The sequence below is a fragment of the Fibrobacter sp. UWB5 genome (assembly GCF_002210295.1).
Classification (GTDB): domain Bacteria; phylum Fibrobacterota; class Fibrobacteria; order Fibrobacterales; family Fibrobacteraceae; genus Fibrobacter.
This window is the reverse complement of the sequence record NZ_MWQH01000001.1, coordinates 209454-236138: the sequence shown is the minus strand read 5'-3', so window position 1 is coordinate 236138 and position 26685 is coordinate 209454. Positions and strand designations below refer to the sequence as shown.

Genomic DNA, 26685 nt, shown 5'->3' with positions numbered 1-26685 from the left:
ACCGCAAATTTAAAAAAAAGAAAGCCCCGCTTGTGCGGGGCAATATCTGTATAAATATTGGGCAAACGCCAATTTTTACTTTTTGGCAGCGGGTTTTGCAGCTTCGGCAGGCTTTGCTTCTGCCTTTTTCTCTGCAGGCTTGGCTTCCGGCTTCTTTTCAGCAGCGGGCTTAGCCTCGGCCTTCTTTTCAGCAGCGGGCTTGGCTTCGGCCTTGGCCGGTTCCGCAGGCTTCGTTTCAGCCTTCGGAGCGGCAGCAGGGGCGGCGGGCACAGCAGTGCTGTCAACCGCAGGCACTTCGGCATAAACCTTCAAGAGTTCCACCTCGAACACAAGCATCGCATTCGCCGGAATCATCGGAGGCACGCCCGCTTCGCCATAGGCAAGGGCACTCGGAATCCAGGCCTTCACCTTGTCGCCTTCCTTCATGACCTGCAGCAAGTCCTGCCAGCCTTCTATCACGGCGCTCACCGGGAATTCCAGCGGTTCACCGCGCTTGACGCTATTGTCGAATTCCGTTCCGTCGAGGAGCGCTCCAATATAGTGCACCTGCACCTTGTCGCTCATCTTGGGGCTAATGCCTGCACCGGCCTTAATCACCTTATACTGCACGCCCTTCGGAGTCTTCTTGACAGTCGTATCCTTGGCATTTTCGGCAAGGAATTTCGTCTGTTCATCAAGCGCCTTCTGGGCCTGGGCCTTTTCGTCGGATTCCTTCTTCTTCTGCATCTGCAAAAGCAAATCCTGCAAGGCGGATTCCGCGGTAGAATCGGCCATCTGCACCGGGCGGGTAGAATCCACCTGGTCCTTGATAGCGCCCATGAGCACGTCCATGTTCAGCGGCACGTTCACGTTCGCAATTGCCTTGCCCAAGTCCATACCCAGCGCATAGCTGTAACGGTCGGTGGGGTTATTCAAATCCGGCAAAGCAGACTTGGGGGCAGCAGCAGAATCAGTCTGAGCCTCGGGATCCACAGCGGGTTTTTGACCGCCACCGCAAGCAACCAGCACCGAGCAAAGTGCCAAAGAAGCCGAAAAAAAATGGTTTATCTTCATATAATTCCTTGATCTATAGCGAGTTACATCGCAAATTCCAGTGATATCCAACACATCCAAAAATAGAAAAGACTTTAAAGAACGCGTCGTGAACACTTTTTAGAACAATCTTTTCGCCCTAAAATGTACAAAATTCCGACTTTTTAGAAAAAGTTTTAAGCAAAAATTGCCGTTTTTAGCAAAATTTAGACACTTTTATCCAAACAGACAACAACTTTGCTTACACAATTGCCGTAAACGGGGGTTTACAAAGGGGTTGCTAAAACAGATTTTTGTTACTAAATTTACACATAAGAGTGAGAAATATAAGGAAATTGTATGAACTACCGTTTCGAAAATTTCATAAATTCGGCCTCCGCTAACAAGCAGGCTTTCGAAAGCTCCATCGAGAGCGTTCGTAGCGAGCTCGATAGCATGGTCAGCTCGAACACTGCTCGTGCAGTCCCGAGCCCTGCCAAGACTGGTTGGCTTAAGGGTTCGCTTTCCTACCCGTGGGTGATTGTTTGCTCCTTGGTCCCGTCCCTCAAGGACATGTTCTAAGATTTACGAACCTTACATTTTTCAAATTTTGTAGCCTCGCCTTCCGCGGGGCTTTATTTTTTTCTTTGGCGCAAAACTAATGACTAACCCCAGACTCTTTTCTATCTTTGGGGCAAACAATCGCGCACTTTGCGCCCCGGAGACACTTATGGCAGCACTCATCCTCGACGGCAAGGCACTTGCCAAGACCACTGAAGAAGAACTCAGCGCCCGCGTGGCAAAGCTCAAGGAAAAGACGGGCAAGACCCCGATCCTTGCAACGATTTTGGTGGGTGACGATCCGGCAAGCGCCACTTACGTGAAGATGAAGGGCAACGCCTGCGCCCGCGTGGGCATGGAAAGCATCCGCGTGGTGCTCCCGAAGAACACCACCACGCAGGAACTCCTCGACAAGATTCAGGAACTCAACGACAACAACGACGTGCACGGCATTCTGTTGCAGCATCCGGTTCCGCGCCACATTGACGAACGTGCCGCTTTCGAAGCCATTGACGCTCGCAAGGACGTGGACGGCGTGACATGCCTCGGCTTTGGCCGCATGGCGATGGGCGAACCCGCCTACGGATGTGCGACACCTGCCGGCATCATGCGTCTCTTGAAGGCTTACAACATTCCGCTTGCAGGCAAGCACGCCGTGGTTGTAGGCCGCAGCGCGATTCTTGGAAAGCCCATGGCCATGATGCTCTTGAATGCAGACTGCACCGTGACGATTTGCCACAGCAAGACCGAAAACCTGCCCGAATTCGTGAAGCAGGCCGACATCCTGGTGGGTGCCGTCGGCAAGCCGGAATTCATCAAGAAGGAATGGATCAAGCAGGGCGCCGTCGTGGTTGATGCCGGCTACCATCCAGGTGGCGTAGGCGATATCGAAAATGGTCTCGAAGACGTGGCCAGCGCCTACACTCCGGTTCCGGGCGGCGTAGGCCCCATGACCATCAACACGCTCATTTACCAGAGCGTGGAATCTGGCGAAAAGTATTTGGGATAATTAAGAATGAGAAATGTGAGATGAGTAATTAAACATTTCACATTCCACATCAGTTTTGGTTACCTTCTGGTTCGCTCTAACTCGACAGCGTCGGTTTCAGCAGAATTGGGCGAAAGCATGCCTTTCATGATGTCGCCTACGAATTCAGCGCCGACACCTATCAACGTCCCGACGGTAGAATCGTTTGAAATCTTGCGACTGTCCATTTCGACAGTCGCATCTTTTATGGCAGACTTTTCGTTTTCTTTAGGGTCCGAATAGACAATCGGGCCTTTCTTGTCGCCAAGATCAATGGAATCGGCAGCCGTCGGCGCCTTCTTTTGCACCAATTGGGCACATGCAATGCCCGCAAGCATAAATATGGCCAATCCAAAAAGTTTCATTTTTGCACCCTTCGGTGCAAAATATAGTAAGACCTCGGCAACGCGAATTACGCGCCCCTAGAACTTAGTCAAGAATTCCTTGGCATCCATGGACTGCACCAGGGTATCGCCCAACAGCGCCCGCAGGCGTTCCAAATCAGGGTGGCCTTCGCGTTCGAACACCACGACCTTCTTGAAGCGGTCACGGTGGCGGAGCAAGAATTCCAAATTGTTCATGTCGGACTTCGGGAATCCATAGCCCAAGAAGAAAATCTCCTGGGCATTCTTGAGATAGTAATCGGCCTTACTCCACAACAAATTAAACAGGCTCCCGCGCAAGAAAGATTCCTTAGCGTGCGCCATCGGAATATAAATCGGTGTGTCTTCGCGGTAAATCGGGAAACTGCGGTCGCAAGGTTCCACCTGGCACACATTCTTTAAATCAAGCGGATCAGAAGCGCCCTTGACCGGGTACCAGTTCAGCGAGCCATGCAGTTTGAGCAAATCAATTGAATGGGTCCGCGGAGCACGAACCGCACTGCGGTCAGCAGGGTCAATACGCACGCCGTAATCCACCGCCACGTTCGCACCCATTTCAGGATCAGCAGCAATAATATTTTCAATCAGCGTGTCGTAATTAAAGCTGAGCAGCAAGGTATCGCGCACGCCCTCGCTCGGGCAATTCACGCAGCCCGCCAAGAACTTACGGAGAATGGCCGCCGACTGGGAATCTACCGCATGGTCATGGCGAATCGCACCCGCAATAAAGCGCAACAGCTCAAAACGCAAACTGGAATGGTAAAGGCTTTCGCGCACACCGGGGAAAATCTGTGCCGACAGAATCGACGTCGAAAGCGTTTCGATATTCAGGTATTCCGCCTGGTTATTGCAAAGCTCCAGAAACCGCCTGCAGTAATCACGCAGGTGCGGGAACTCGTCTGAAATTCCAAAGGGAATCAGTTCGTTCAAGTCGCGCAACGTGGGCATCTGCGGACAAAACGACTTGCTGAATCCGGAACCCAGCACAAAAATGCGGCGGTATGTACTCGATGCGATATCCATACCCTTAATGTATAATAATTTCAGCGGAAGTGCAATAAAAAACGCCTCACGCCAAAAACGTGAGACGTCTCAATCAGGAAATATTCCTTACGGCTTATTCGGCGCGCAGTTTCTTTGCGGCTGCCACAAGGTTCTTGAGGCTTGCCGTGGTTTCGGTTTCGCCACGGGTCTTGAGGCCGCAATCAGGGTTCACCCACACGTTCTGCTGCGGGACCTTCGCTATGATCTTGTGGAGAGCGTCGACGATTTCCTGTTCCGAGGGCACGCGCGGAGAGTGAATGTCATACACGCCCGGCCCCACCTGCGTTTCGAACTTGGCTTCGTTCAAGGCGTCAAGCAACTTGAGGTCAGAACGGCTTGCTTCGAAGGTGATCACGTCGGCATCCATGTTGTCGATATCGCGCACGATGTCGTTGAATTCGCTGTAGCACATGTGCGTGTGAATCTGCGTTTCGGGCTTGACCTTGGCATGCACCAGGCGGAATGCCGGAATGGCCCAGTCGAGGTATTCCTTGTGCCAGTCGCTCTTGCGGAGCGGCAGCTTTTCGCGGAGGGCAGCTTCGTCAATCTGGATAATGCGAATACCGTTCTTTTCGAGATCCAAGACTTCGTCGCGGATAGCGAAACCGATTTCCTGTGCCTGCACCTTCAGCGAAACGTCTTCGCGCGGGAACGACCAGTTGAGAATCGTCACCGGACCCGTGAGCATGCCCTTCACCGGTTTCTTGGTGCAGCTCTGAGCGTATACAGACCATTCAACCGTAATCGGAGCGCTGCGGCTCACGTCGCCCCAAACTACAGGCGGCTTCACGCAACGGGTGCCGTAGCTCTGCACCCAGGCATTCTGCGTAAACACGAATCCGTCAATCTTCGAGCCGAAATATTCCACCATGTCGTTGCGTTCAAATTCGCCGTGCACAATCACGTCGAGGCCGATTTCTTCTTGCAGCTTGATGCATTCGGCAATCTTTTTGCGGTTAAATTCCACATACTGTTCCTTGGAGATTTCGCCCTTGCGGAAGGCGGCGCGATTCGCACGGACTTCAGCCGTCTGCGGGAAAGACCCGATGGTAGTCGTGGGGAATGCGGGCAGCTTGAATTCAGCCTTCTGCACTTCGCGGCGCTTGAGGCGGCTCGGTTTGCGTTCGAAATCAGCGGCGGTGAGGGCGGCAAGTTCCGCCTGCACCTTGGCGTTCGCCTGCACACGCGGCGTTGCAAACAAGGCCTTATTCTTTTCGAGAGCGGCAGCATCACCGCTTGCGATTTCGGCAAGTTCCACAAGTTTTTCTTCGGCGAAGGCAAAGTGACGGAGCGTTTCGGCGGGGAGTTTCTGTTCGGCAGCAACCGTATACGGTACATGCAACAGCGAGCAAGAAGTTCCAACCACCACATTTTCGGCACCGACAGCACTCACGATTTCGGCGAGCAGAGCATTCTTCTGCGAGTAATCGGCACGCCAGATGTTCTTGCCGTTCACGATACCGGCGAGCAAGAGCGTATTCTTCGGGAAACCAGACTTGATGAGTTCCAGCGACTTGAGGCCTTCGACAAAATCAAGACCGAGGGCATCGAAACCGAGGGCAGCCACATCCTGATACACATCGCGGATATCGCCAAAGTAAGTCTGCAAGGCAATCTTGAGGCCTGCGGCACGCACCTTTTTGATGAGCTCCACATAAATAGACTTGAAGAGCTGCTTTTCTTCGGCGGTCACGTCGAACACCAAGGCGGGTTCGGCAAAGCTGATCCATTCGGCACCGGCAGCGGCGAGCAGTTCAGCGACCTTTGCGTAAGCAGCGACTGCAGAGGTAACAAAATCCTTGGCCTTCTTTTGACCATTGTAGCGGGCCAAGCGGAGGAGCGTGTAGGCGCCAATCAAAGTCGGCACGGTCTGGATTCCAGCAGCCTTCGCTTCGTTGTATTCCTGCACCGGCTTGGAATCATTCACCTTGAATTCAGAAGCGTCATCGATTTCCGGAACAATGTAGTGGTAGTTCGTGTTGAACCACTTCTTCATGGGGAGGGCCTTCACGTCGCCCTTTTCACCCTGGTAACCGTGAGCGGCTGCGAAATACTTTTCGAGATCGCTAAGCTCGAGTTTCTTGTAACGTTCCGGAACAATGCCGAACAAGAATGCGGTATCGAGAACATTATCGTAGAACGAGAAATCGTTCGAAGGAATAAAGTCGATGCCGGCGGCCTTCTGCTTTGCCCAACCGTACTGACGGATTTCTTTGGCGACGTTCTGGAGCTCCGCTTCGGAGATTTCGCCCTTGAAGAACTTTTCGCTTGCAAACTTGAGTTCGCGGGCCTTACCAATACGCGGGAAACCGATTACAGATGTTTTTTTATTGCTCATAGTGTTTTACCTACCTTTTTTGTTTGTTTTTCGATTACGCCGCCAAATATATCTCCTTTTTTACCATCGGTAAAATACTATTTTTTACGCATTCACCATAGATTTTTCCTATGGAGCAAACAAAAACATTTGAATAACTAGCTATAAGAAAGCCCTATGACTTTACAACAACTTAAATACGCTATCGCCATCGCCGACACACGCAATATTACCGAAGCATCCAAGCGCGTATTCATCTCGCAACCGAGCCTTACGGCGGCCATTCACGACCTCGAAGAAGAAATGGGCGTTACCATCTTTAACCGCTCCAATAAAGGCGTCACGATCACTAACGAGGGTGATGAATTCCTTTCTTACGCAAGGCAAGTTTTGGAACAAGCGACCCTCATGGAAGACCGCTACAAGGGTGGAAAAAGTGGCAATACCATCTTCTCCGTGAGCTGTCAGCATTACTCTTTTGCAGTCAACGCATTCGTCGATGTCATCCGAAAATTCGGCGGTCCGAGCTACGATTTCACGCTCCGAGAGACCCAAACTAATGAAATTATTGACGATATTGCGAAGCTAAAAAGCGAAATTGGCGTACTTTATTTGAGTGATAAGAACGAAAAAGTCATCAAAAAACTGATTCAAAAGAACAATTTGGTCTTTGAAGAGCTCTTTGCGACCCCTTTGCACGTGTTTATGTCGTCTAAAAACCCGCTCGCCAAGAAAGAAAAAATCACGCTGGAAGACTTAAAGCCGTATCCGTACCTTACCTACGAACAGGGCGATTTCAACTCGTTCTACTTTGCCGAAGAGCCCCTAACCGCCATCGACTTCGATTGTCCGCGCAATATCAAGGTTCGCGACCGTGCCACCCTTTTCAACTTACTTATCGGTCTTGACGGCTATACCATTTGTTCCGGCGTGATTAGCCATAAGCTCAACGGCCGCAACATTATCGCAAGACAACTCGATGTTCACGACAAAATGACCATCGGTTACGTGATGCGAAAAGGCGTAACGCCATCGCGCTACGCCAAAGCATACATTGCCGCACTTATGCGACACTGCAAATAAATTACTTGTCAATAATCGCCGAGGCGACCACACCATCGCCCGCGTAAAGCACCAGCACCTGGCCGGGGGCGGCAGCGAATTGCGGGGTTTCGAATTCCACACGAATGCGGCCCGGCTCCAAGTCAAGAATCTTTGCCGGAGAACCCTTGTGGCCCAAGCGAATGTGGGCGTCTAGCGGTCCCCTAAGCAGTGGCGAGTTTTCGTTGACCATCAAGTTTAAGTCAATGGCAGAAACTTGAATGCAGGAAAGAGCACTGCGGGGGCCGAGAATCACCTGATTCTTGGCGGCGTCAATGGCCACCACAAAAAGCGGTTCCTTTTGGCCGCCAATGTTCAAGCCCTTGCGCTGGCCCACGGTATAATTCACGATTCCCTTGTGGTGACCAAGCACCTTGCCGCTCACATCCACGAAATCGCCCGGCACCTGGTCCGATTCTTCGAACAGCACCGAGTAATCGCCACATTCGATAAAATCCTGGCTTTCGCGCTTGGTAGCAAAATCTTCCCAGCCGATTTCAGCGGCGAGAGCCTTTACATCTTGCTTGTGCATACCGCCCAGCGGGAAAAGCACCATCGAAAGTTGCTCCGCCGAGAGGCGCGACAGAAAATAAGTCTGGTCCTTGCCCGTATCTAGGGCGCGATACAAAAAGGGTTCATTCTCGTTTTTGAAATCAAGGCGCGCATAATGCCCGGTGGCAAAATAATCGAATTCAATTCCCATTTTACGGGCGGCCAAATGCAATGCGCCAAACTTGATAGACTGATTACAACGCACGCACGGGTTCGGCGTACGGCCAGCACGGTATTCGGCGCGGAAATAATCCAGCACCTTGGTTTTATATTCGCCGGCGACAGGAACCACATAATGCGGGATTCCCAAACGGTCTGCCACCAGTTTCGCTTCTTCAATATTTTTGTCTTCGCTCGGGCCGTAGCAGCCTTCACGACCTTCTACCGCAGGCATATTCACCGAGCCGTCCCACGTTGCCATGGTGAGGCCCACCACATCGTACCCCTGCTTTTGCAACAGGTACGCCGAAAGGGCGGAATCCACTCCGCCCGATAAACCGACTGCCACTCTTTTTGTCATTTTGCCAAATGTAGAAGTCGCAAAAACAAATGTCTAATAAAGTTTTTTGATACCTAGATATCGTTAAAAATTATACCGGCGGGTTCGTCCAAATACATGACTTCGCCGATTTCCGGCATCAATACGGGCTTGCCAGATTCCTTGGCGGCCCGCTTTGCATTTTCGAGCGGCTCAAAGTAAGCGTGTTTGCTCAGGCAGAATTTTGAGTGATGAACGGTGAGGTAGCGCTTAGCGCCAAGTTCCGTCATTTCTTTGCCCAAATATTCCGGCATGGTATGGATTTGCGCCCAATCTGGATTGTACTGGCCATTTTCCATAATGCCCAAATCGATATTCCGGAACTTTTCGCCAATCTGCTTGAAATGTTTGCCGTAACCGCCGTCGCCACCAATCCAGACGGTACGCTTTGGCGATTCATAGATAAACGACGCCCAAAAGGTCTTGTTCTTGTTCAGGTCTCGACCCGAAAAATGCCTTGCCGGAGTTGCCGTGACGCGGTTGCCGTCGCCAAGGTCCATAGATTCCCACCAGTCGAATTCTAGAAGTTTTTCAACAGGGTAACGCCAATACTCCAGATGCGAACCGACACCGAGTGCCGTAACCACCTTCTTGACGCGCGGTTCCAATTCCACAACGGTTTCATAATCCAAATGATCCCAATGATCATGCGTAATCACCAAGTAATCAATATCCGGCATATCGGCAGGTTTATAGATATCTGTACCCTTGAACATCTTGTTCGCAAAACTCACTGGAGACCCCTTATAAAATACGGGATCTACCAAGATTTTTTTGCCAGAAAGATTCAATAGATAAGACGAATGGCCAAACCAAACGACCCAATCCTTATCGCCGGGCAGTTTTTTCAGGTCAGTCTTGATAGCAGGTAGGGCGGTGTCCGGGACCGTTTGCTGTTTAGTGTTGAACATGAACTCCCGCCATACGGCAAGCGTGCTCTTGTTACCGGTCATAAAGAGCGTTTCTTCTTCGTTCACGAACTGTTTGCCGTCGTAATGCGGGGACTGCTTAATTCGTTCGAGGCGCGCGCCATGCGGGATTTTCCCGAAACTAGGCTGGCCAAGGAACAATGCGCCCGCATTACAAATAAGAAAGAATACCGTAAAAAAGATTGCCGTAACCATACGTATTAAAGAATAAAAAATATTCCGTTAACCCGCAGATTCCAGCAAAGAAATTCCGACAGAAGTATAAAATCAGTCGATTAAATCGTTCTAAAAACGCGACACTACACCGGCAATTTCGAACAAAGTTTTTCGACGGTGTCCGAAAGCAGCTTTTTCACGTCGTCACGGTTGCAGGCATCCAGCTGTTCCAGGCACGCCGTCAAAGTCAACACAATGGTCTCCCTAAAGGCGTACTCTTCTTGCAATTTGCGTTCCTTGCCGTATTCCCACAAGGCAAAGATCAGCGCAAATACCGCCATCGAAGACATGGCGACATTGATTACCACATCGGCCCATACAGAATCCGTATGCACGCCAAATCGGGTAAACACATTATAAATCCACCAGGACGCACTGCCGAACAGCACCAAACTCAGGAACAGCCAAAGGCGCGCCTTGCGGCCTAAGCTCCGCTTTCTCTTGCTAAAACTGCTGCCCAAAGAGCCGCCGCCCACAAAGTCTGTCATCTTCTTGATTTTTTCGACTTTTTCGCTAGACGTCGTCAAGCAAGCTTGAACATCCTTCAAGCTATTTTCCGTCATGTTGTCGATTTCAGAAATCCTTGCACAAGCCTGGTCAATCAGACTCTGGGCAGACTCCATCTTCTCGGCAAATTGTCTGTCCCTGTCCTCGGCGTCATTCATCTTGAGCGTCAAAGATTCTTTAAGTTCTTCCAAGCCCTGCTTTCGGGCATCCAGCTGTTCTGTCAGCGCCTGAATTTCGGCAACCTTTTCTGCTGCCTCTGCAGACTTCGCCTTCGCATTCTGTTCCGCTTCCGTCACAGACATCATCTGGGTTTTTACCAAGTCCGTCATCTTCAGGATTCTTTCGAATTCTTCCGACGCTTTGTCAAACAGCTCGCCCGTCTTTTCCTCTGCCTCGGTAATGGCCGCCACACGTTCATCCAGATTGTCTTTCTGCGGGGTATTCCAAAAGCCGAACATCATCTCGTATACGGCAAGATTTCTCGTACAAATAGAAAGAACCGTGACATTCTGCTTCTTGATCGACGCCGCAATCAGCACAATCAGTTGCGAAAGCGTTTTGGGCGGCATACCGAAATAAGTCAACTCGGAATCCCTTACGCGGGCGGGCTCCGGCAAGTCGAATGGCAAATAAAGCCAATCGCACGTTTTCATCTTTTCGCACAATTGGGCGAAAGGCCGCTTCACGTTTTCAAGCGCCTTCCGCAGCTGAACCGACCTGACAGTGCGATCGTGAACGCTCACACCAGCATAGGTATGGAGATATTCATCTCGGCTATTTTCTAAAAGATTGATACTATCAAGAAGCTCTTCGCGCTGCTGACGATTCATCCCTAACCCGCTTTTTAAAAAACCGCGCACAAGATAACTTTTTTTAACGCGCTTCAGGGATTATTTTTCGTACAACATTATTCCTTAATGCTTAACTAAACATTACAAACGCTATAGCGACAAGCCCTTTTCGAATTCGGCTAAAAATGCACGTCCCTGTTCCCATTCGCCCAAATTTGAATCGGAATTGATGTGCCCTAGCGCGCCTGCATTAAACAACTTCGCGCCCCACGCCTCGGCAAAGAATTTCGTACGCTCGGGAGTCATGTACGGGTCGTTTTCGCTCCCCACAATGCAAACGGGCACCGGCAATTTTTCGGTAGGCATCGGAGCAAAGTTCTTGATGACATCGACCGTGTCGGCATCGGCAGGAGCCACAAGGAAGGCCCCCTTGATATTCGCCGGAAGATTCCCTTGCTGCTTCGCACGCAAAAGCCAGAGAGCCGTCGTTACGACGCCCAGACTATGTGAAACCAGAATCGTGTCGTCCTTCAGCTGGCGGACAGCTTCATCGAGTGTCGCAATCCAATCCTCTTTTTGGGGCTTATCCCAGCAATGCTGATAGACTCGGCTTGCGCTAGGCAGGCTTTTGGTCCAAAAAGTTTGCCAATGGTTCGGGCCAGAATTATTTAAACCGGGAACAATCAAGTAGTGCATTCGAGAAGTCCTTTTCTTTCCTATAAAAATAGTATATAAATAAAGGATTCATTGCAAACCAAATCCATTTTGCCTACTTTACTGCCGCTATCAGACGCACGGAATCGAGCGCCTTCAGATTTCCCATCAGAAAATACCGCTGCTGTAGCGCATTTTCACCGAGAAATTCGTCGACCTTGAATCCGTAACGCTCAAGCACCTCGAAAACTTCGCGGTCCAAGTAGCCTTCGGCCATGGTTTCGCCGCAATCGGCAACGATTTTTCGCAATTCCTGAACCGAATTCGAATAGGCATCTTTTTGCAGGTAATCAAATACAATCGAAATGCCGGTTGATGCAATCTCTGAAAACTGCCGCACGGTTTCTGCAAAAACAGGAAGCGGAAGGTAATATGAGACACCCAGAATGCTAATAACGGTCGGCTTTTTGCAGTCAAAGCCATTTGCGACAAGTCTTTCGACAATGCTGTCCTTGCTGAAGTCAATCGCCACAAAATGGACATTCTCCGAAACGCTCCACTTGAGTTCGCGAATGCGATTTTTCTTGTAGCTTTGCGTCGGAAGCAAATCCAATTCAAAAACTTCGACATTCGGGTCTTTGTTGCGGAACGAGAACGTGTCTACGCCCGCACCGCAAATTACATATTGAATCTTTCCCGAACGGGCAAGGAGCTTAACGCGGTCTTCGGCGAAGCGGCTCCTCGAAAGTACAATCGGGAGGAAGTATTTCCGGTTGAAATATTCGACCGAATTTTCTGATTCCTGCGGAAACCGCTTTAGAATCAAGCGCGAAACATTTTCGTACTCCTCGCGGCCCATCAGGTCGAACGCCAGAAAGTCATTGAAAACGGTATGGTCCGATTGTAGAGAATGCCAGGCTCGTGCAAATGCGCATAATTTTGCTGTTAAACTTTCCATTGTATTATCCTTTTAAAATTTTAGTTGAGGGCCTTAGCCCATAAGAAACGCCCGCGTAGGCTAACCTTACACGGGCGACAAAATGAATACCGCAAAAAACGCCCGTCAACATCGGCCGTTCTTACAACAAAATCCTACAATCAGAGGCAGCATTTTATTTATCCTGTAATCCCTTGAGTCTCTGGGTACGTTCCGCAATCTTTTTGCGGTATACGTTGATTTTGGCAATCGCTTCGGCGATGGGGAGCGCAATGTCGAAAGCGCGCACGTTAAAGCGCGTTAAAGCCTGCACCGCCTGCGGGCCAAGCTGCGAGCAGAGAACATAATCCAAGTCGGCTAGATTTTTCGCGGCCGAGAACATAGATGAACGTTCTACATCTCGCTGACCGCAAGCACCATCGCCGCATGTGCCGTCGCAATGCTCCGGCTTAACGCGGACTTCGACTTTTTCAAATTTTCCGCTTTCTTCATCGACTTCGTAGACGTCGAACGCCGCGGCATGCCCAAAGTGAACATTGACATTTTCGCCATCGTTTGTGGCGACTGCAACTCTATATTTAGCCATGAGAGAAAGTCTCCTTTACACGGATACGGTCCATGTAGATTTGCGCACCGACATCGTAAACGCCCGGGACGCCAACGGCATCGGCACGGCAATGCGCACAATGTTTGAAGACGTTGATGAACACTCCCGCCTGCTCCTGCGCAATCGCAAGGGTCTTTGGAGTCGGAGCAGGAATATCCTTAAAGCCGTTTTGCGGAATCAACGGAATGATATTGTACATGATGGCCCCCGCTTCGCGCACGGTGGCGGCCACGTCTTCGATATGCTTGTCGTTAATGCCCGGGCAAAGAACCGTATTCACTTTGATAAGCGTTCCGCTTTTCGCCACCTTGCGAATGCCTTCGAGCTGGTTGTGAATCAGAATTTCTGCGGCTTCTACACCCGTATAGGTTTTACCGTGGTAGAAAATTCTTGCATTGATCATCGCCTCAATTTCAGGGTCCACGGCATTCACCGTAACCGTGAGCGAATCGATGCCCACATCGATGACTTCGTCTGCCTTGTCATTCAGCAAAAGTCCATTGGTGCTCATGCAGCGAATCAGCTGCGGAAATTCCTTTTTCACCAAGCGGAATGTATCTAGCGCAAAAGGCGTCGCAAGAGTATCGCCAGGACCTGCAATTCCTACCGTCGTGAGTTCCGGTACGAATTCCAACGCCTTGCGAATGTACCCGCATGCCTCTTCGGGTTTAATCACCTTACTCGTGTTACCCGGTACTTGAGCATCTTCGTTAATGCGCCTATCACAAAAACGGCACTCGATGTTGCAACCTGGGGCGACTGGCAAATGAATGCGCCCCTTTCGGTTTTTGCAAGCACCAAAACACGGGTGTTCTCTAAAAACTGTTTCTTGACTGGTTGCCATAAAACCTCGCAAGGTATAGAAACCCTGCACAAAAAATGATCGGTAAAGAACCGATTTAGTTTGTATTAAATATTGTGAACGTTTTGCCTAGCGTTCTGTAGCGTGATTAATGCTTTAACTTCTTAGCCAAAGAAGTATAGGTGTAAAGTTAAAAATCACAGCAATGGATTTCAATACGAAGGCAAGAGCAAAAATAAAAAAAGTTCATTTTTTTGAGAGAGTGATAGCTTTATGCTAACGCATGTTATAGGCGTTCGCTATCGCAAAATACTTTTTCGCATGCGCAATAGATTCACGCTAATAAGGGCTATAAGCGGAATTTATAACAACTTAAAAAAAGTGATTTTTTTTGACTAAACGGGTTCAAAAAGTATTGGAAAGAGTTGACTTTAATTCTAACTTGCCTTTGCCTAGTATTTTTGTAGGAAAACATCAAGGAGACACGATAACATGTCTAAGAAATTACGTCAAATCGCTATTTACGGAAAAGGTGGCATCGGTAAGTCCACCACGACTCAAAACTTGACCGCAGGCCTTGTAGAACAGGGGAAACACGTTCTTGTGGTCGGTTGCGACCCCAAAGCAGACTCCACCCGCCTTTTGCTCGGCGGCCTTCACCAGAAAACAGTGCTCGATACCATTCGTGACAACAAAACTGAAATTCAGCTTTCTGACCTTGAAAAGGTCGGCTTCAAGGGTGTGCGTTGCGTAGAATCCGGTGGCCCGGAACCGGGCGTGGGTTGCGCAGGCCGTGGCATTATTACCTCGATTAGCATGCTCGAACAGCTCGGTGCCTACACCGAAGACCTTGATTACGTTTTCTACGATGTGTTGGGCGACGTGGTGTGCGGCGGTTTCGCCATGCCGATTCGTGAAGGTAAGGCCAAGGAAATTTACATCGTGGCTTCCGGCGAAATGATGGCCCTTTATGCGGCAAACAATATTTGTAAGGGTATCGCCAAGTATGCCCAGCACGGCGAAGTGCGCTTGGGCGGTATCATCTGTAATAGCCGTAATGTGGATAACGAACTTGACCTGCTCCGTGCATTCACCAAGGAACTCAACACGCAGCTCATTCAGTTCGTGCCGCGCAACAACATTGTGCAGCAGGCCGAAATCCGCAAGAAGACCGTGATTGAATTCGAACCTAAGTCCAGCCAGGCAAACGTCTATCGTGAACTCGCCAAGAATATCGACGAAAACGAACTCTTTACCATTCCGACCCCGATGACGCAGGACCGTTTGGAACAGATTCTCATCGATTACGGCATGATGGAAAAAGACTACCAGATTTAATGTGAGGGTTCATGGCCAAGACTAATATTAATTTGAACATGACCTCAGTCGAAAACCGCGAATATCGACTGGGTACAATTATCGGCTGGGACGGCAAGGCAAGCGACCTGATCAAGGAATCGGCCTATGACGAACGCAGCGCGAAAAAGCATGGCGGCTGCGCGGGCAAGGGCTCGGGCTGCAAACTTTGCGAATTGAATTCCCCGCTGAACCAAGAGACCATGTGCTCTAATGCAATTGTGCAGTGCCAGGTGGGAAACCTTACGGACTGCGCCCTGATTGACCATTCTCCTATTGGTTGCAGCGGCGAAAACTCCAAGTTTAACCTCTCGATGCATAACGGACTTCGCCGTCGTGGAAAGCCCCTGCAGAACACGCTGAACATCAGCACGAACCTGAAAGAAAAGGACATGGTTTTCGGCGCTTCTGAAAAGCTCCGCCAGACTATCCTTGACGCAAAGGAACGCTTTAACCCCAAGGCGATTTTCATCGGTATGGCTTGCGCTACCGCTATTATTGGCGAAGACATCGATTCTATTGCCGAAGAAATGGAACCGGAAGTTGGCGTGCCTATTATTCCGCTGCATTGCGAAGGTTTCCGTTCCAAGCACTGGTCTACGGGTTTTGACGTCGCATTCCATGGTGTGCTTCGCCAGATTGTGGAACGCCACCCGACCAAGAAACAGAATGACTTGATCAACATTGTTGCCCTTTGGGGTTCGGACTATTTCTCCGAAATGCTTGCTCCGCTTGGACTGCGCGTAAACTACCTTTTGGATACCGCCTCTTTCGAAGAAATTCGCCAGGCCTCCGAAGCAGTCGCTACCGCAACCTTCTGCGATACGTTGGGCGGCTACATGGCAACAGCACTTGAAGAATCTTTCGGCGTTCCGCAGATTGACGCTCCGCAGCCTTACGGCATCAAGGGTACCGATGCATGGCTCCGCGCTATCGCAAAGGTTGTCGGCAAAGAAAAAGAAGCCGAAGAATACATTGAAAGCGAACACAAGCGCATTGCCCCGAAGCTTGCCGAACTCCGCGAATTTTTCAAGGGCAAGAACGGCATCGTGATGACGGGTTCTGCATACGCACACGGCCTTATCAGCGTGCTTTCGGAACTGGGAATCGGCCACGACGCTGCACTCGTGTTCCACCACGACCCCGTTTACGACGGCGGTGGCGAACATCAGGATACCTTGAAGGAACTGGTCGAAACCTACGGCGACATTCCGCACTATACCGTCAGTAAGACTCGCGCCTTCCAGCTTCCGCAGCTTCTGAAGCGCGCCAAGACAGACTTCTTGCTCATTCGCCATCCGGGTCTCGCCTCTGTCGCGGGCCACCTCGGATTCCCGACCCTCACCATGGGCGACGAACATATTCCGGTGGGCTATCAGGGCATTCTCCGTATCGGCGAAATGCTCAAGGGCGTGATTGCACGTACCAAGTTTAACCAAGTGCTTAAACGCAACGTAAAACTTCCGTATTCTGACTGGTGGCTTGCTCAGGACGATCCGTTCTACCTGACACACCATCCGGAAGCACTTGAAGATTTGCCGGAACCGAGAAATCTCAAACTGAAAATTGGTACAGAATCCAATTCGACCAGCGCATAACAAGGGGATTTTTAACAATGGCTACAATTAAAAGAAAAAAGAGTAATTCCATTTCGGACCCCCGATACGCTTGCGCAGTTGGTGCATCTCACACTGTTGTCGCTATTAAGGGCGCTGTTCCTATTGCCAACTGCTCTCCGGGTTGCCAGCTTAAGCAAACCGCATTCCTCACGTTTGAAAACGGTTTCCAGGGTAGCATTTACGCCGGTGCCGGTAACATGCCGAGTGCAAACTCTACCGAAAACGACATCGTTTTTGGCGGCATCAAGACTTTGGATCAGTTGATTAAATCGACGCTCAAGGTGTTCAATGGCGACCTCTACGTTGTACTTACCGGTTGCGTGGGCGGTCTTATCGGTGATGACGTTTCCACGTTGGTGCGCAATTACCGCGATTTGGGCTACCCGATTGTGTCTGTCGATACCGCCGGTTTCAAGGGCAACAACCTTTTCGGTCACGAAGAAGTCGTGAATGCCATTATCGACCAGTTCGTGGGTGATTACAAGGGTAAACGCAAAAAAGGTCTTGTCAATCTTTGGTTTGAAACTCCTTACTACAACCAGAACTGGCGTGGAGACTATCAGGAAATTGCCCGTATTCTCCGTGGTGCCGGTTTTGAAGTCAATGTTCCCTTCGGACCCGAAAACGAAGGTGTTAAGGATTGGTTGCGCATTCCGAAGGCTCAGTTCAACTTGGTTATTTCTCCGTGGGTGGGCGTTCGAAACGCAGAACACCTCCAGGAAAAATACGGTCAGCCGTTCCTGCACATTCCTGAAATTCCGCTCGGCGCCGAAGCGACAAGCGAATTTATCCGTAAAGTTGTCGAATTTGCCGGAATTGACAAGAAACAGAGCGAAAAGTTCATCAAGGAAGAAAACAGAATCTATTACTACTATCTGGAACACTTCTCTGAATTCTTCGCCGAATACTGGTTCGGTATGCCCAGCGAATTTGCCATTACCGCAGATTCCGCCTACACGCTTGCCTACACCAAGTTCCTCGTGGACCAAATCGGCCTTATTCCGCGGAAGGCAATTATCAGTGACGATCCGCCAGAAAAATTCCGCAAAGGTATCGAAAATGCCTTCCACAACATTAGCGAAGGTGTCGATGTCGACGTGGAATTTGAAGAAGATGGCTACCTGATTGAAAAGTCCATTAAGGAAGTGAATTTCTCTTCTGGAAAGCCTTTGATTCTTGCCTCTTCGTGGGAAATCAATATTGCCAACGAAAAGAATGCACTGCTTTTTGAAATTACTCCGCCGTCCAGCGAAACGTTGATTATTAATCGCAGCTTCGTTGGTTACAAGGGTGCGCTTAATTTGCTCGAAAAGATTTATAGCACTTCTGTCGGTGGCAAATAATTTCAAGACAAATTAAACAATTCTTTTTACTCTCCAAATAAATGTCGCTTGATTATTCAGGCGGCATTTTCTTAAAATCTTCAAAGTCACTTTTTGTCACGACATCTGTTCAAGCCTAACCCTATATTAAGCTATAAAGAAAAAGTATTTTACAAACTCATTTTTATTTCTACTTTTGTCGTACAAAAATTCGAGAACGTCATGTTCCGAAGAGCAAACAAATCAGAACGAGGATACCTATATGTGTAGACTTTATAATTTTGCTCAAGGCATTCGCCAGTAAGCATTCAACCCCACCAAACAAAATTTAATCAAGTCGTGCAAAAAAGTTTTTTGCATGGTTGCTCAACTCATAAAAATTTTCAATCAGGAGATTTATAAATGAATATCAATTCGAAAAATATTGCTGCCAAGATTATCCTTTTATCTGCAATCACCTCTTTCGCCGCCGAACCGATTTCGGTCACCACAAAAACCGGCGTAACCGCAACACTCTACGGTTTTGCCTCTCTCAACGCCGCCTACGAAGATTCCAAGAGCAACAACGGTAACTTCGCCAACTTTGTTGCCGCTTCTGACCTCACCAACGAAAACGATGGTGGCTGGCACTTGACTCCGAATCTGACTCGAATCGGTTTCAATCTTTCGAGCGGTAGCGACACGACTTATTTCAAGGCCAACGGTAAAGTCGAAGTAGACTTTTACGGTGGTGGCTCAGCCAACAATCCTAACCCGCGTCTCCGCCACGGCTACGGTGAAATTTCTTTCGGCAAGACTGGCTTCTCTATTTTGGGCGGTCAAACTTGGGACGTGATTTCTCCGTTGGTAACCCCGACGCTTAACGCAGGCGTTCTCAACAACTCCGGCGACGCAGGCCTTCGTAGAGCTCAGCTGAGACTCACCGAGAAAATCCCCGTTGGCGAAGGCTCCGTGGATATTGCCGCCGCTGTTGTCCGCACCATTGGCGAAAATCAGCCTTACAACTCCTCCTCTGCCTCGGAAACCGGTACCGACGCCGACATTCCTACTTTCCAGGGCCGCATCGGCATTGCGCTTCCGCTGTGGGTAGATAACAAGAAGGCTGGTTTGGGCGTTTCGGGCCATTACGGACAAGAAGAAATCGACTTGGACGCAACCGGCAAAACCAAGGATATTCCCACCTGGTCTGCTAACGTCGACTTGACTCTCCCCATCACAGGCGCAATCACCTTCCTTGGCGAAGGATTCGTCGGTGAAAACCTGGATACATACGCTGCCGGTATCGGTCGTGGATTTGTCGCCAACACCGAAGATCCCGAAAGCATCAAGAGCATCAAGGCTTACGGTGGTTGGTTCGCTTTGCAGGCTAAACTGATCCAAAAACTGGCAATTAACGCTGGCGCAGGTATTGACAAGCTGGACCGCGATGACATCGAAACCGTGGGCGGCCGCGAACAGAACATTTCCGTTTTCGCAAACACCACCTACAGCCTGACCGATGCATTCTCGCTCGGATTTGAATACTTGCACGTTCAAACCGATTACCTGACCGCCGGCACCGTGAAAGAAGCCGACTTGAACCGCTATCAACTTTCTGCAACTTATGGCTTCTAACGAAGGAGACTTGAATAATGAATCAGAAACAAATTTTCAATAAAATCCGCAATCGAATTGCTTTCTCAATCCTCTTTAGCCTCGCCTGCGCTACTTCTGCAATCGCCGCAGACAAGATTTCCATCGGTTACCTGTCTTCTACAGGTCAAGGAAAATTCTTCATCGCAAAAGATGCTGGTATTTTCGAGAAAAACGGTCTTGACGTAACGCTCGTAGAATTTTCGAATTCTGGCGACGGCATTGCCGCTGTCCGCGCAGGTAAACTCGATGCAGGTGCATTCGGTTCGCTCGCTCCACTTATTCACATTTCGCAGGGCGCCGACATCCGCGTGATTGGTGGCATCATGGGTGGTGACCAGGCCGTGATTACCCGCAAAGAAAACGCAGCCTCCGTCAAAAAGCTGAGTGACCTCAAGGGCAAGAAAATTGCCACCATCCGCTTGGGCACTGCTGACGCCATTGTCCGCGGAGGCCTCAAGAAAGAAGGCGTTGACTGGCGCAAGGACGTCACCATCGTGGAACTCAAGAACCCGCCTGCAGTGATCGAAGCCGTCAAGAACGGTAGCGTATTCGCCGGCGTCACTTGGGGCCCGCACGACCTCCGCGCCGAAGAAGCAGGCCTTTCTGTGGTGCTTCGCAGTAAGGACATCAATCCCGGCCATATTTGCTGCCGCCTGATCGCTTCGCTCCGCAAAATCGAAGGCCGCGACGATGTTTACAAGCGTCTGGTCAAATCGCTGATCGAAGCTGAAGAACTGGTGCAAAATGACCACAAGAAGAGTGTGGAAATTATTGCCAAGTGGATCAAGCTCGATACAGCTCTTGTCAACAAGGCGTTCTACAGCGGACACGTCACGCAGGATACGGACCCGAACGTGAAGGGTGTCGAATTCTTCTGGGATTTCTTGAAAGACGCAGAATTCATCAAATCTGACAGGAAAGTCTCCGAATACGTTCGCACCGATTTCTACAAGGCCGCCATCGCAGAACTTCGCAAGGAAAATCCCAAGTCCGAATTCTACGCCAAGGCAGAAAATATTTTCAAGTCCAGGAACTAAGAATAGTATGACAATAAAGCAAAATGGTTTTGAAGCAACGAATCTCGGTTTTTCGTACGATGGCAGAGCCATCCTGAAAGACATCAACTTGAAAATCAATCAAGGTGAATTCGTATGCCTGCTAGGCGAAAGCGGTAGTGGCAAGACCACTTTGCTTAACCTTCTCGCCGGGCTGACCAAGCCGAGCGAGGGGCATGTCTACTGGAAAGGAAAAGAAATCGAAAAGCCTTCTGCAGAAAGGAGTGTAGTCTTTCAGGACTACACCCTTTTCCCTTGGCTTACCCTTCTCCAAAATGTAACGCTCGCTATTAAAAAGACAAAAAAACTGAAGACGAGCTACGCCAAAAATTTAGCCGAAGAATACTTGAATTTGGTGGGGCTTTCTGGAAGTCTTCATAAATATCCCTTTGAACTTTCGGGCGGAATGCGCCAGCGCGGAGCCATAGCGCGTGCCTTAAGTGTCAGCGCTGACGCCCTTCTTTTAGACGAACCCTTTGGCGCTCTCGATCCCGTAAACCGTGCAAGCCTCCAGGATTTGGTGCTGGAACTTTGCCGCGGCGTCAAAGACCGCCCGATTACAACTTTATTTGTAACGCACGACATTCGCGAAGCCGTTTATCTCGGGAGCCGCATTATCGTTTTGGGTTCGACACCAGGGCGCATCATTGCAGACATCCCGCTTGATTTTCCGGTAAAGAAGAATCGTGGTGAATGGTTCCGCAACGAAAAAGTCCAACAAACCATTGCAACCATTGAAGACGCCTACCACAAGGACATCCTTGAAAAACTAGGCCACATTGTACAAGGAGGTGCCAGCATATGAGAACCTTTACAAAATACTTATCCAAGTTTTCAGGAATCCTTTTTCTTCTCTTCTTGTTAGGAATTTGGGTGCTGATCAGCTGCGGCCCCGAATGGGACAGCCAATATTTGTTTCCGTCTCCCAAGGCGATAGTGAAAGCCCTCTTTGATTCACGTGAAGAACTTTTGCGCAGTGCGGGAGCCTCTCTTTTAAAACTTGTGCCCGCCTACTTGGTGGCCTCGATTGTCGGAATCTCTATCGGAATCGTTTCCGGTTCCATTCCGTGGGTCTCCAATATGCTAAAACCCATTTCCAGGTTTGCAGCCCCCATTCCGCCAAACGTTTACATTCCTTACGCTATCGCCATTTTACCGACGTTCTACCTGTCTTCGACATTCATCATTTTTATTGCCGCCTTTTGGCCCATCTACTTGAATACGGCTGCCGGCGCGGCTGAAATTCCCGAAAAATACAAGCGTAACGCCGCCATTATCGGAATCGGAAAGTTTGAATACTTGTGGAGAATCGCCCTTGTGGCAAGCCTTCCCTCAATATTCTCGGGACTGTCCGTAGGCATGGGGCTTTCGTTCATCATGCTCACCGTGGCTGAACTTTTCGGCGAAAATACGGGGCTTGGTCACTTCGTGCAATTTTACGCGGACTATTCCGATTACCCCAACATGGTTGCCGGAATCCTTTGGACAGGCATTGTGGTGCTTGCGATTATGGAACTGTTTGAACTTGTTAAACGCAAGCTCCTGTTCTGGACAAAAGCGAATTAGTCATTCTTCAAAATATTTATATTAGCGGAGGAAATTGGAGATTTAAAATGAGTCTGACCCTTGAACGCGCAAAAGAAATCAATAAAGACCATGTAACTGAAGAATCGCTGGTCATCCATTCCCTCAACGTATGCTACGCCATGGGCGCCATGGCCAAACACTTCGGCGAAGACGTTGAACACTGGCAGGCCGTGGGCTATCTGCATGATTACGACTACCAGGAATTCCCCGAAGAACACCTGCAGCACACCGAAAAGGAACTGCTTGCGCAGGGCGTCTCCGAAGAAGACGTGCGCGCCATTTTGGCACACGGTTTTGAAATCGTGAACCAGGTGGAACCCAAGACCAACATGGAAAAGAGCCTGTTCACCGTCGACGAACTCACCGGTATCATCCAGGCCTGCGCAAGGATGCGCCCCAACGGAATTTTGGACCTGGAAGTGAAAAGTTTCATGAAGAAGTTCAAGGACAAGAAATTCGCCGCCAAGTGCAACCGCGACTACATTCTGAAAGGCTGCGCCCTGCTCGGCATGGACGTGAAAGACGTCGCCGCCATCTGCATCGAGGGCATGCGCGAACACGCCGCCGAAATCGGCCTTGCCGGTAGCGCCGCGTAATTACGACGCTATCCAAAAACCGTAAAGTTTTCCAAAAACTGTAACGAAAAATGCCAAAGTATCTTGTGAAAGAGCTTTGGCATATTTTTTGCATTCTATGGGGCGCAGGATTTAATATGATTACGCTGAACGACTACTTGTATTCCGGAAACACGGTGCTGAAAATTTTGCACCAGTATTCTAACGACCTCAGGAACGGTGCGAAGGAAACGCGCAACAGCATCGACCTTGCGCATTCGAATTTTCTGATTCAGATTATTGAATTGCTGGAGCACAATGACTTTTTGACTTCGCAGTCTCAGCGGATCAAGGAATTCTACAAGTTCATGACGCGGGAATACCCGTTCTTGGCTTTTACTTTCAAGGGGCGCATTAAGTCGCTGATTCGCGCCGAAGAAAAATTCAACGGTTACATCCTTGAATACATTTACGGCTACTACAAAAAAAACGGGAAGTTCCCGACAGAGGCCGAAATCAAGAGCAAGCTGAACTTTCGCGACTTGATTGCTTACCGCATTGTGATTTCGATGCCGGTTTGTCACATTAAAAAGGGCGAGAACCGCCGCGAAGTAGAAGAAAAGTATCTGTACGAAATCGCGAACGTGCTGCCGGAATTCTTGGAAGAGCGCGGCTTTACGGCAGAAATCACGAAGTACACGGAAGACGGTCATTCGGAATTGTTGAATGAACAAGTGCAGCCGTATTACCACGATTCGGTGGCATTCCCAAGGAGCTCGGGTTACCAGTCGCTGCATATTATTTTCTACGACAATCTGGCCCGCTGCTTTACCGAGGTGCAGTTGCGCACCAAGGACATGGATGACTTTGCCGAAATCGGCGAGGCGAACCATTTTGGCTACGAGAAAACGCAAGAGGTGCGCCGCAGCAAGCACGACGAGATTCCGAGCGGCGAATGCGTGTATTTTGACGAGGCTTACGAACGCCTGACAAAATTGCAAGAAATCGAGCTCGCGAATGTGGACGTGAACATGTTCAAGGCTATCAACAACCAGCTAATAAACGACGGTTGCGGCCTTTTCCGCGGTCGCCAGATTTTACCGTTCGAGCATCTGTCCCGCTTCCAAAACGACTTGATTGACTGATAACAACTTAAAAATCGTTACGGAGCGTCAAAAGGCCACCTTTTAATGCAAATATGATATATATTTGTATTAAAGGTTTTTTATGCCCGAAAACAAGAAAGAACTTTCCGAAGAAGATATCAAGAACCGCTACATAACGCCGGCGTTAAACGCTGTAGGCTGGGCGGCCGAAGATATGCGCATGGAAAAGTATTTCACCGACGGGCGCGTTATTTTTCAGGGCGGCAAGCATGCCCGCAAGCAGGGTAAAAAGGCAGACTATCTGCTTTATTCTGCCCCGAATTACCCGATAGCCATTGTCGAGGCGAAGGACAACAACCACCCCATGGGTGGCGGATTGCAGCAGGCGATGGATTACGCCCAAATCCTTGACGTGCCGTTTGCGTATAGCAGCAATGGCGATGGCTTTGTAGAACACGATTTTTTGACAGGAGTCGAAACGGAGCTTTCTCTAGAACAGTTCCCCACAAAAGAACAGCTCCTCACGCGTGTACGGGCGAACAAGAAGTTCACCCCAGAACAAGAAATAGTCATCAACCAGCCTTACTACTGGGACGCGGAAACGCATGCACCCCGTTATTACCAGCGTATTGCAATCAACCGTACGATTGAGGCCGTGGCGAAAGGCCAACAGAGAATATTGCTCGTGATGGCGACGGGTACAGGCAAAACCTATACGGCTTTCCAGATTATCGAACGCCTGCACAAGTCCGGCTGCAAAAAGAAAATCCTGTACCTAGCAGACCGCAATGTTTTGATTGACCAGACCATGGTCCAAGATTTCAAGCCCTTCAAGAAAATCATGACAAAGATAAAGGGCAAGGAACTGGATTCCAGTTTTGAAATCTACATGGCGCTATACCAGCAGCTAGTTTCCTACGACGATGAGATTCCTGATCCGTTTACAGAGTTCAAGCCTGAATTTTTCGATTTGATTCTGGTAGACGAATGTCATCGTGGCTCGGCAAAAGAAGATTCCGAATGGCGAAAAATTCTGGAATACTTCAGCGGCGCAACGCAGATTGGCATGACGGCAACACCCAAGGTCAAGAACGGTGCAAACAACCTGGAATATTTTGGCGAACCGATTTTCACGTACTCGTTGAAGCAAGGTATTGAAGATGGGTTCCTTGCGCCGTATCGCGTGACAAACAGTTTCTTGAATGTAGATTTGAACGGCTGGACGCCTGAAAGTGCACAAGAAATAGACCTCTTTGGGAACGTGATTCCAGAGCAACTTTACCAGCGCCCGGATTTTGGCCGCGAACTTGTCATCAAGACTCGTCGCGAAGTTGTTGCCAGGCGCATTACCCAGATGCTTTACAAGATTGGCCGCATGACCAAGACTATTGTATTCTGTCCCGATGTGGAAGAAGCCGAAGCGATGCGTCAACTGCTTGCGACTTTGAATGCCGACATGATGAAGGAAGACCCGCGCTACGTCATGCGCATTACGGGCGATGATGCTGTCGGCAAAAAACAGCTCGGAAACTTTATTGAACCCGACGAACCCTATCCGGTGGTGGTGACAACATCAGAAATGTTGAGCACTGGTGTAGATTGCAAAACCTGCGGGCTTATCGTCATTGACAAGGAAATCGGATCGATGACGGAGTTCAAGCAGATTGTAGGCCGCGGCACTCGTCTCAAGACAGACAAGGGCAAATGGCATTTCGAAATCCTTGATTTTCGCAATGCGACAAAACTGTTCAAGGACCCCGAATTCGATGGCGAGCCCGAAATGCCCGAGGAACCTCATGGACATGGCGGAGGATTTCACGAACCGCCTCCGCCTCCATATAACGCTGGTCCCAAGAAATACTACATCAATCACGTGGAAGTGAAGATTGACGCCGAGACGGTTTCGTATCTGGGAGCCGACGGCAAGACTCAGGTGGTCGAAAGTTTTACCGACTTTACCCGCAAGAATATCCGCGGCAAATTCGCAACACTTGATGACTTTATCAAGCGTTGGACAGCCGAAGAACGCAAGGCTGCCGTTGTTGAAGAACTCAAGGAATACGATGTTCTGATTGACGCAATCCGCGAGGCGAACCCAAATCTTGCAAATGCAGATGTTTTCGACATCATTTGCCATGTGGCTTTCGACCAAAAGCCACTGACTCGCAGCGAACGCGCGAACAACGTGAAAAAGCGTAATTATTTGGCAAAATATGAGGGCAAGGCCCGCGAGGTTTTGGAAGCCCTTCTCGTAAAATATGCCGATGACGGCATTTTGCAGATGGAACAGAACGAAGTCCTGAAACTCGACCCGTTCAGCCATATTGGCACCGTTCCCAAGATTATGAAGCTTTTTGGCGGCCGCGAAGGCTACGAGGCCGCAGTTATAGACCTGAAAAAGCAGCTCTACTTGACCGACGACGTCGCATAATATATATTTAGAATGTCGGTGTAAATGTCGGGGTATTTGTCAG

The 26685-nt window shown here is 49.6% G+C and carries 24 protein-coding genes; 13 read left to right on the top strand and 11 right to left on the bottom strand.

The window, feature by feature from the left end; genetic code table 11:
* Window positions 1–75: 75 nt before the first annotated feature.
* Entirely contained in the window at window positions 76–1053 is a 978-nt protein-coding gene (locus B7989_RS01105) for an FKBP-type peptidyl-prolyl cis-trans isomerase (protein ID WP_088626802.1), read from the bottom strand.
* Window positions 1054–1371: 318 nt separating this feature from the next.
* Here B7989_RS01105 and B7989_RS01100 point away from each other — a divergent pair, with 318 nt between their 5' ends.
* Together B7989_RS01100 and folD are read left to right on the top strand one after the other, a co-directional pair.
* Window positions 1372–1593 carry a hypothetical protein gene (locus tag B7989_RS01100; protein ID WP_073321533.1) on the top strand — a complete coding sequence of 74 codons (222 nt, stop codon included), beginning with the start codon at window positions 1372–1374 and terminating at the stop codon, window positions 1591–1593.
* A gap of 148 nt (window positions 1594–1741) precedes the next feature.
* Window positions 1742–2581, top strand: a complete 840-nt coding sequence (folD, locus tag B7989_RS01095) for a bifunctional methylenetetrahydrofolate dehydrogenase/methenyltetrahydrofolate cyclohydrolase FolD (protein WP_088626801.1) — start codon at window positions 1742–1744, stop codon at window positions 2579–2581.
* A gap of 59 nt (window positions 2582–2640) precedes the next feature.
* Here the strand turns inward: folD and B7989_RS01090 are convergent, their stop codons facing one another.
* The 3 genes from B7989_RS01090 to metE form a co-directional block, all read right to left on the bottom strand.
* Entirely contained in the window at window positions 2641–2964 is a 324-nt protein-coding gene (locus tag B7989_RS01090; RefSeq protein ID WP_139261085.1) for a hypothetical protein, read from the bottom strand.
* Between the two features lie 57 nt (window positions 2965–3021).
* Window positions 3022–4005: a hypothetical protein gene (locus B7989_RS01085; RefSeq protein ID WP_088626800.1), complete on the bottom strand. Its 984-nt coding sequence runs from the start codon at window positions 4003–4005 to the stop codon at window positions 3022–3024.
* Between the two features lie 94 nt (window positions 4006–4099).
* Complete coding sequence (gene metE, locus B7989_RS01080) at window positions 4100–6364, bottom strand: 5-methyltetrahydropteroyltriglutamate--homocysteine S-methyltransferase (RefSeq protein WP_088626799.1); 2265 nt, start codon at window positions 6362–6364, stop codon at window positions 4100–4102.
* Between the two features lie 156 nt (window positions 6365–6520).
* Here metE and B7989_RS01075 point away from each other — a divergent pair, with 156 nt between their 5' ends.
* Window positions 6521–7426 carry a LysR family transcriptional regulator gene (locus B7989_RS01075; RefSeq protein WP_088626798.1) on the top strand — a complete coding sequence of 302 codons (906 nt, stop codon included), beginning with the start codon at window positions 6521–6523 and terminating at the stop codon, window positions 7424–7426.
* A gap of 1 nt (window position 7427) precedes the next feature.
* Here the strand turns inward: B7989_RS01075 and mnmA are convergent, their stop codons facing one another.
* The 7 genes from mnmA to B7989_RS01040 form a co-directional block, all read right to left on the bottom strand.
* Window positions 7428–8516, bottom strand: coding sequence for a tRNA 2-thiouridine(34) synthase MnmA (gene mnmA, locus B7989_RS01070; RefSeq protein WP_088626797.1), 1089 nt, complete (start codon window positions 8514–8516; stop codon window positions 7428–7430).
* A 53-nt stretch (window positions 8517–8569) separates the two neighbouring features.
* Window positions 8570–9658 (bottom strand): MBL fold metallo-hydrolase, encoded by a 1089-nt coding sequence (locus B7989_RS01065; protein WP_088626796.1) that lies wholly within the window; start codon window positions 9656–9658, stop codon window positions 8570–8572.
* Between the two features lie 104 nt (window positions 9659–9762).
* Entirely contained in the window at window positions 9763–11016 is a 1254-nt protein-coding gene (locus B7989_RS01060) for a hypothetical protein (RefSeq protein WP_088626795.1), read from the bottom strand.
* Window positions 11017–11127: 111 nt separating this feature from the next.
* On the bottom strand, window positions 11128–11673 hold the full coding sequence (locus tag B7989_RS01055) for an alpha/beta hydrolase (RefSeq protein WP_088626794.1): 546 nt from the start codon (window positions 11671–11673) through the stop codon (window positions 11128–11130).
* A gap of 73 nt (window positions 11674–11746) precedes the next feature.
* Window positions 11747–12589: a class I SAM-dependent methyltransferase gene (locus tag B7989_RS01050; protein WP_088626793.1), complete on the bottom strand. Its 843-nt coding sequence runs from the start codon at window positions 12587–12589 to the stop codon at window positions 11747–11749.
* A gap of 154 nt (window positions 12590–12743) precedes the next feature.
* Complete coding sequence (locus B7989_RS01045; protein WP_072801406.1) at window positions 12744–13154, bottom strand: NifB/NifX family molybdenum-iron cluster-binding protein; 411 nt, start codon at window positions 13152–13154, stop codon at window positions 12744–12746.
* Complete coding sequence (locus B7989_RS01040; RefSeq protein WP_073056572.1) at window positions 13147–14019, bottom strand: radical SAM protein; 873 nt, start codon at window positions 14017–14019, stop codon at window positions 13147–13149. Before B7989_RS01040 ends, B7989_RS01045 begins: the two co-directional genes overlap by 8 nt.
* A 450-nt stretch (window positions 14020–14469) precedes the next feature.
* Here B7989_RS01040 and nifH point away from each other — a divergent pair, with 450 nt between their 5' ends.
* The 10 genes from nifH to hsdR all read left to right on the top strand — a co-directional run bounded on the left by nifH (window position 14470) and on the right by hsdR (window position 26642).
* Window positions 14470–15315 (top strand): nitrogenase iron protein, encoded by an 846-nt coding sequence (gene nifH / locus B7989_RS01035; protein WP_072977618.1) that lies wholly within the window; start codon window positions 14470–14472, stop codon window positions 15313–15315.
* Window positions 15316–15326: 11 nt separating this feature from the next.
* Complete coding sequence (locus B7989_RS01030; RefSeq protein WP_072801409.1) at window positions 15327–16931, top strand: nitrogenase component 1; 1605 nt, start codon at window positions 15327–15329, stop codon at window positions 16929–16931.
* Between the two features lie 17 nt (window positions 16932–16948).
* Window positions 16949–18295 carry a nitrogenase component 1 gene (locus tag B7989_RS01025; RefSeq protein WP_088626792.1) on the top strand — a complete coding sequence of 449 codons (1347 nt, stop codon included), beginning with the start codon at window positions 16949–16951 and terminating at the stop codon, window positions 18293–18295.
* Window positions 18296–18676: 381 nt separating this feature from the next.
* Window positions 18677–19888, top strand: coding sequence for a hypothetical protein (locus B7989_RS01020; RefSeq protein WP_088626791.1), 1212 nt, complete (start codon window positions 18677–18679; stop codon window positions 19886–19888).
* 17 nt (window positions 19889–19905) lie between these two features.
* Entirely contained in the window at window positions 19906–20946 is a 1041-nt protein-coding gene (locus tag B7989_RS01015) for an ABC transporter substrate-binding protein (RefSeq protein WP_088626790.1), read from the top strand.
* 7 nt (window positions 20947–20953) lie between these two features.
* Complete coding sequence (locus tag B7989_RS01010; protein ID WP_073056567.1) at window positions 20954–21769, top strand: ABC transporter ATP-binding protein; 816 nt, start codon at window positions 20954–20956, stop codon at window positions 21767–21769.
* Between the two features lie 68 nt (window positions 21770–21837).
* A complete protein-coding gene (locus B7989_RS01005; protein WP_233144193.1) occupies window positions 21838–22530 on the top strand; it encodes an ABC transporter permease in 693 nt (230 codons plus the stop codon).
* 47 nt (window positions 22531–22577) lie between these two features.
* On the top strand, window positions 22578–23147 hold the full coding sequence (locus tag B7989_RS01000) for an HD domain-containing protein (protein ID WP_088626788.1): 570 nt from the start codon (window positions 22578–22580) through the stop codon (window positions 23145–23147).
* Window positions 23148–23263: 116 nt separating this feature from the next.
* The gene (locus B7989_RS00995) at window positions 23264–24250 is read left to right on the top strand and encodes a guanosine polyphosphate pyrophosphohydrolase (protein WP_088626787.1); all 987 of its coding nucleotides are present in this window, start codon (window positions 23264–23266) and stop codon (window positions 24248–24250) included.
* A gap of 82 nt (window positions 24251–24332) precedes the next feature.
* Entirely contained in the window at window positions 24333–26642 is a 2310-nt protein-coding gene (hsdR, locus tag B7989_RS00990) for an EcoAI/FtnUII family type I restriction enzme subunit R (protein WP_088626786.1), read from the top strand.
* The last annotated feature ends 43 nt before the right edge of the window (window positions 26643–26685 follow it).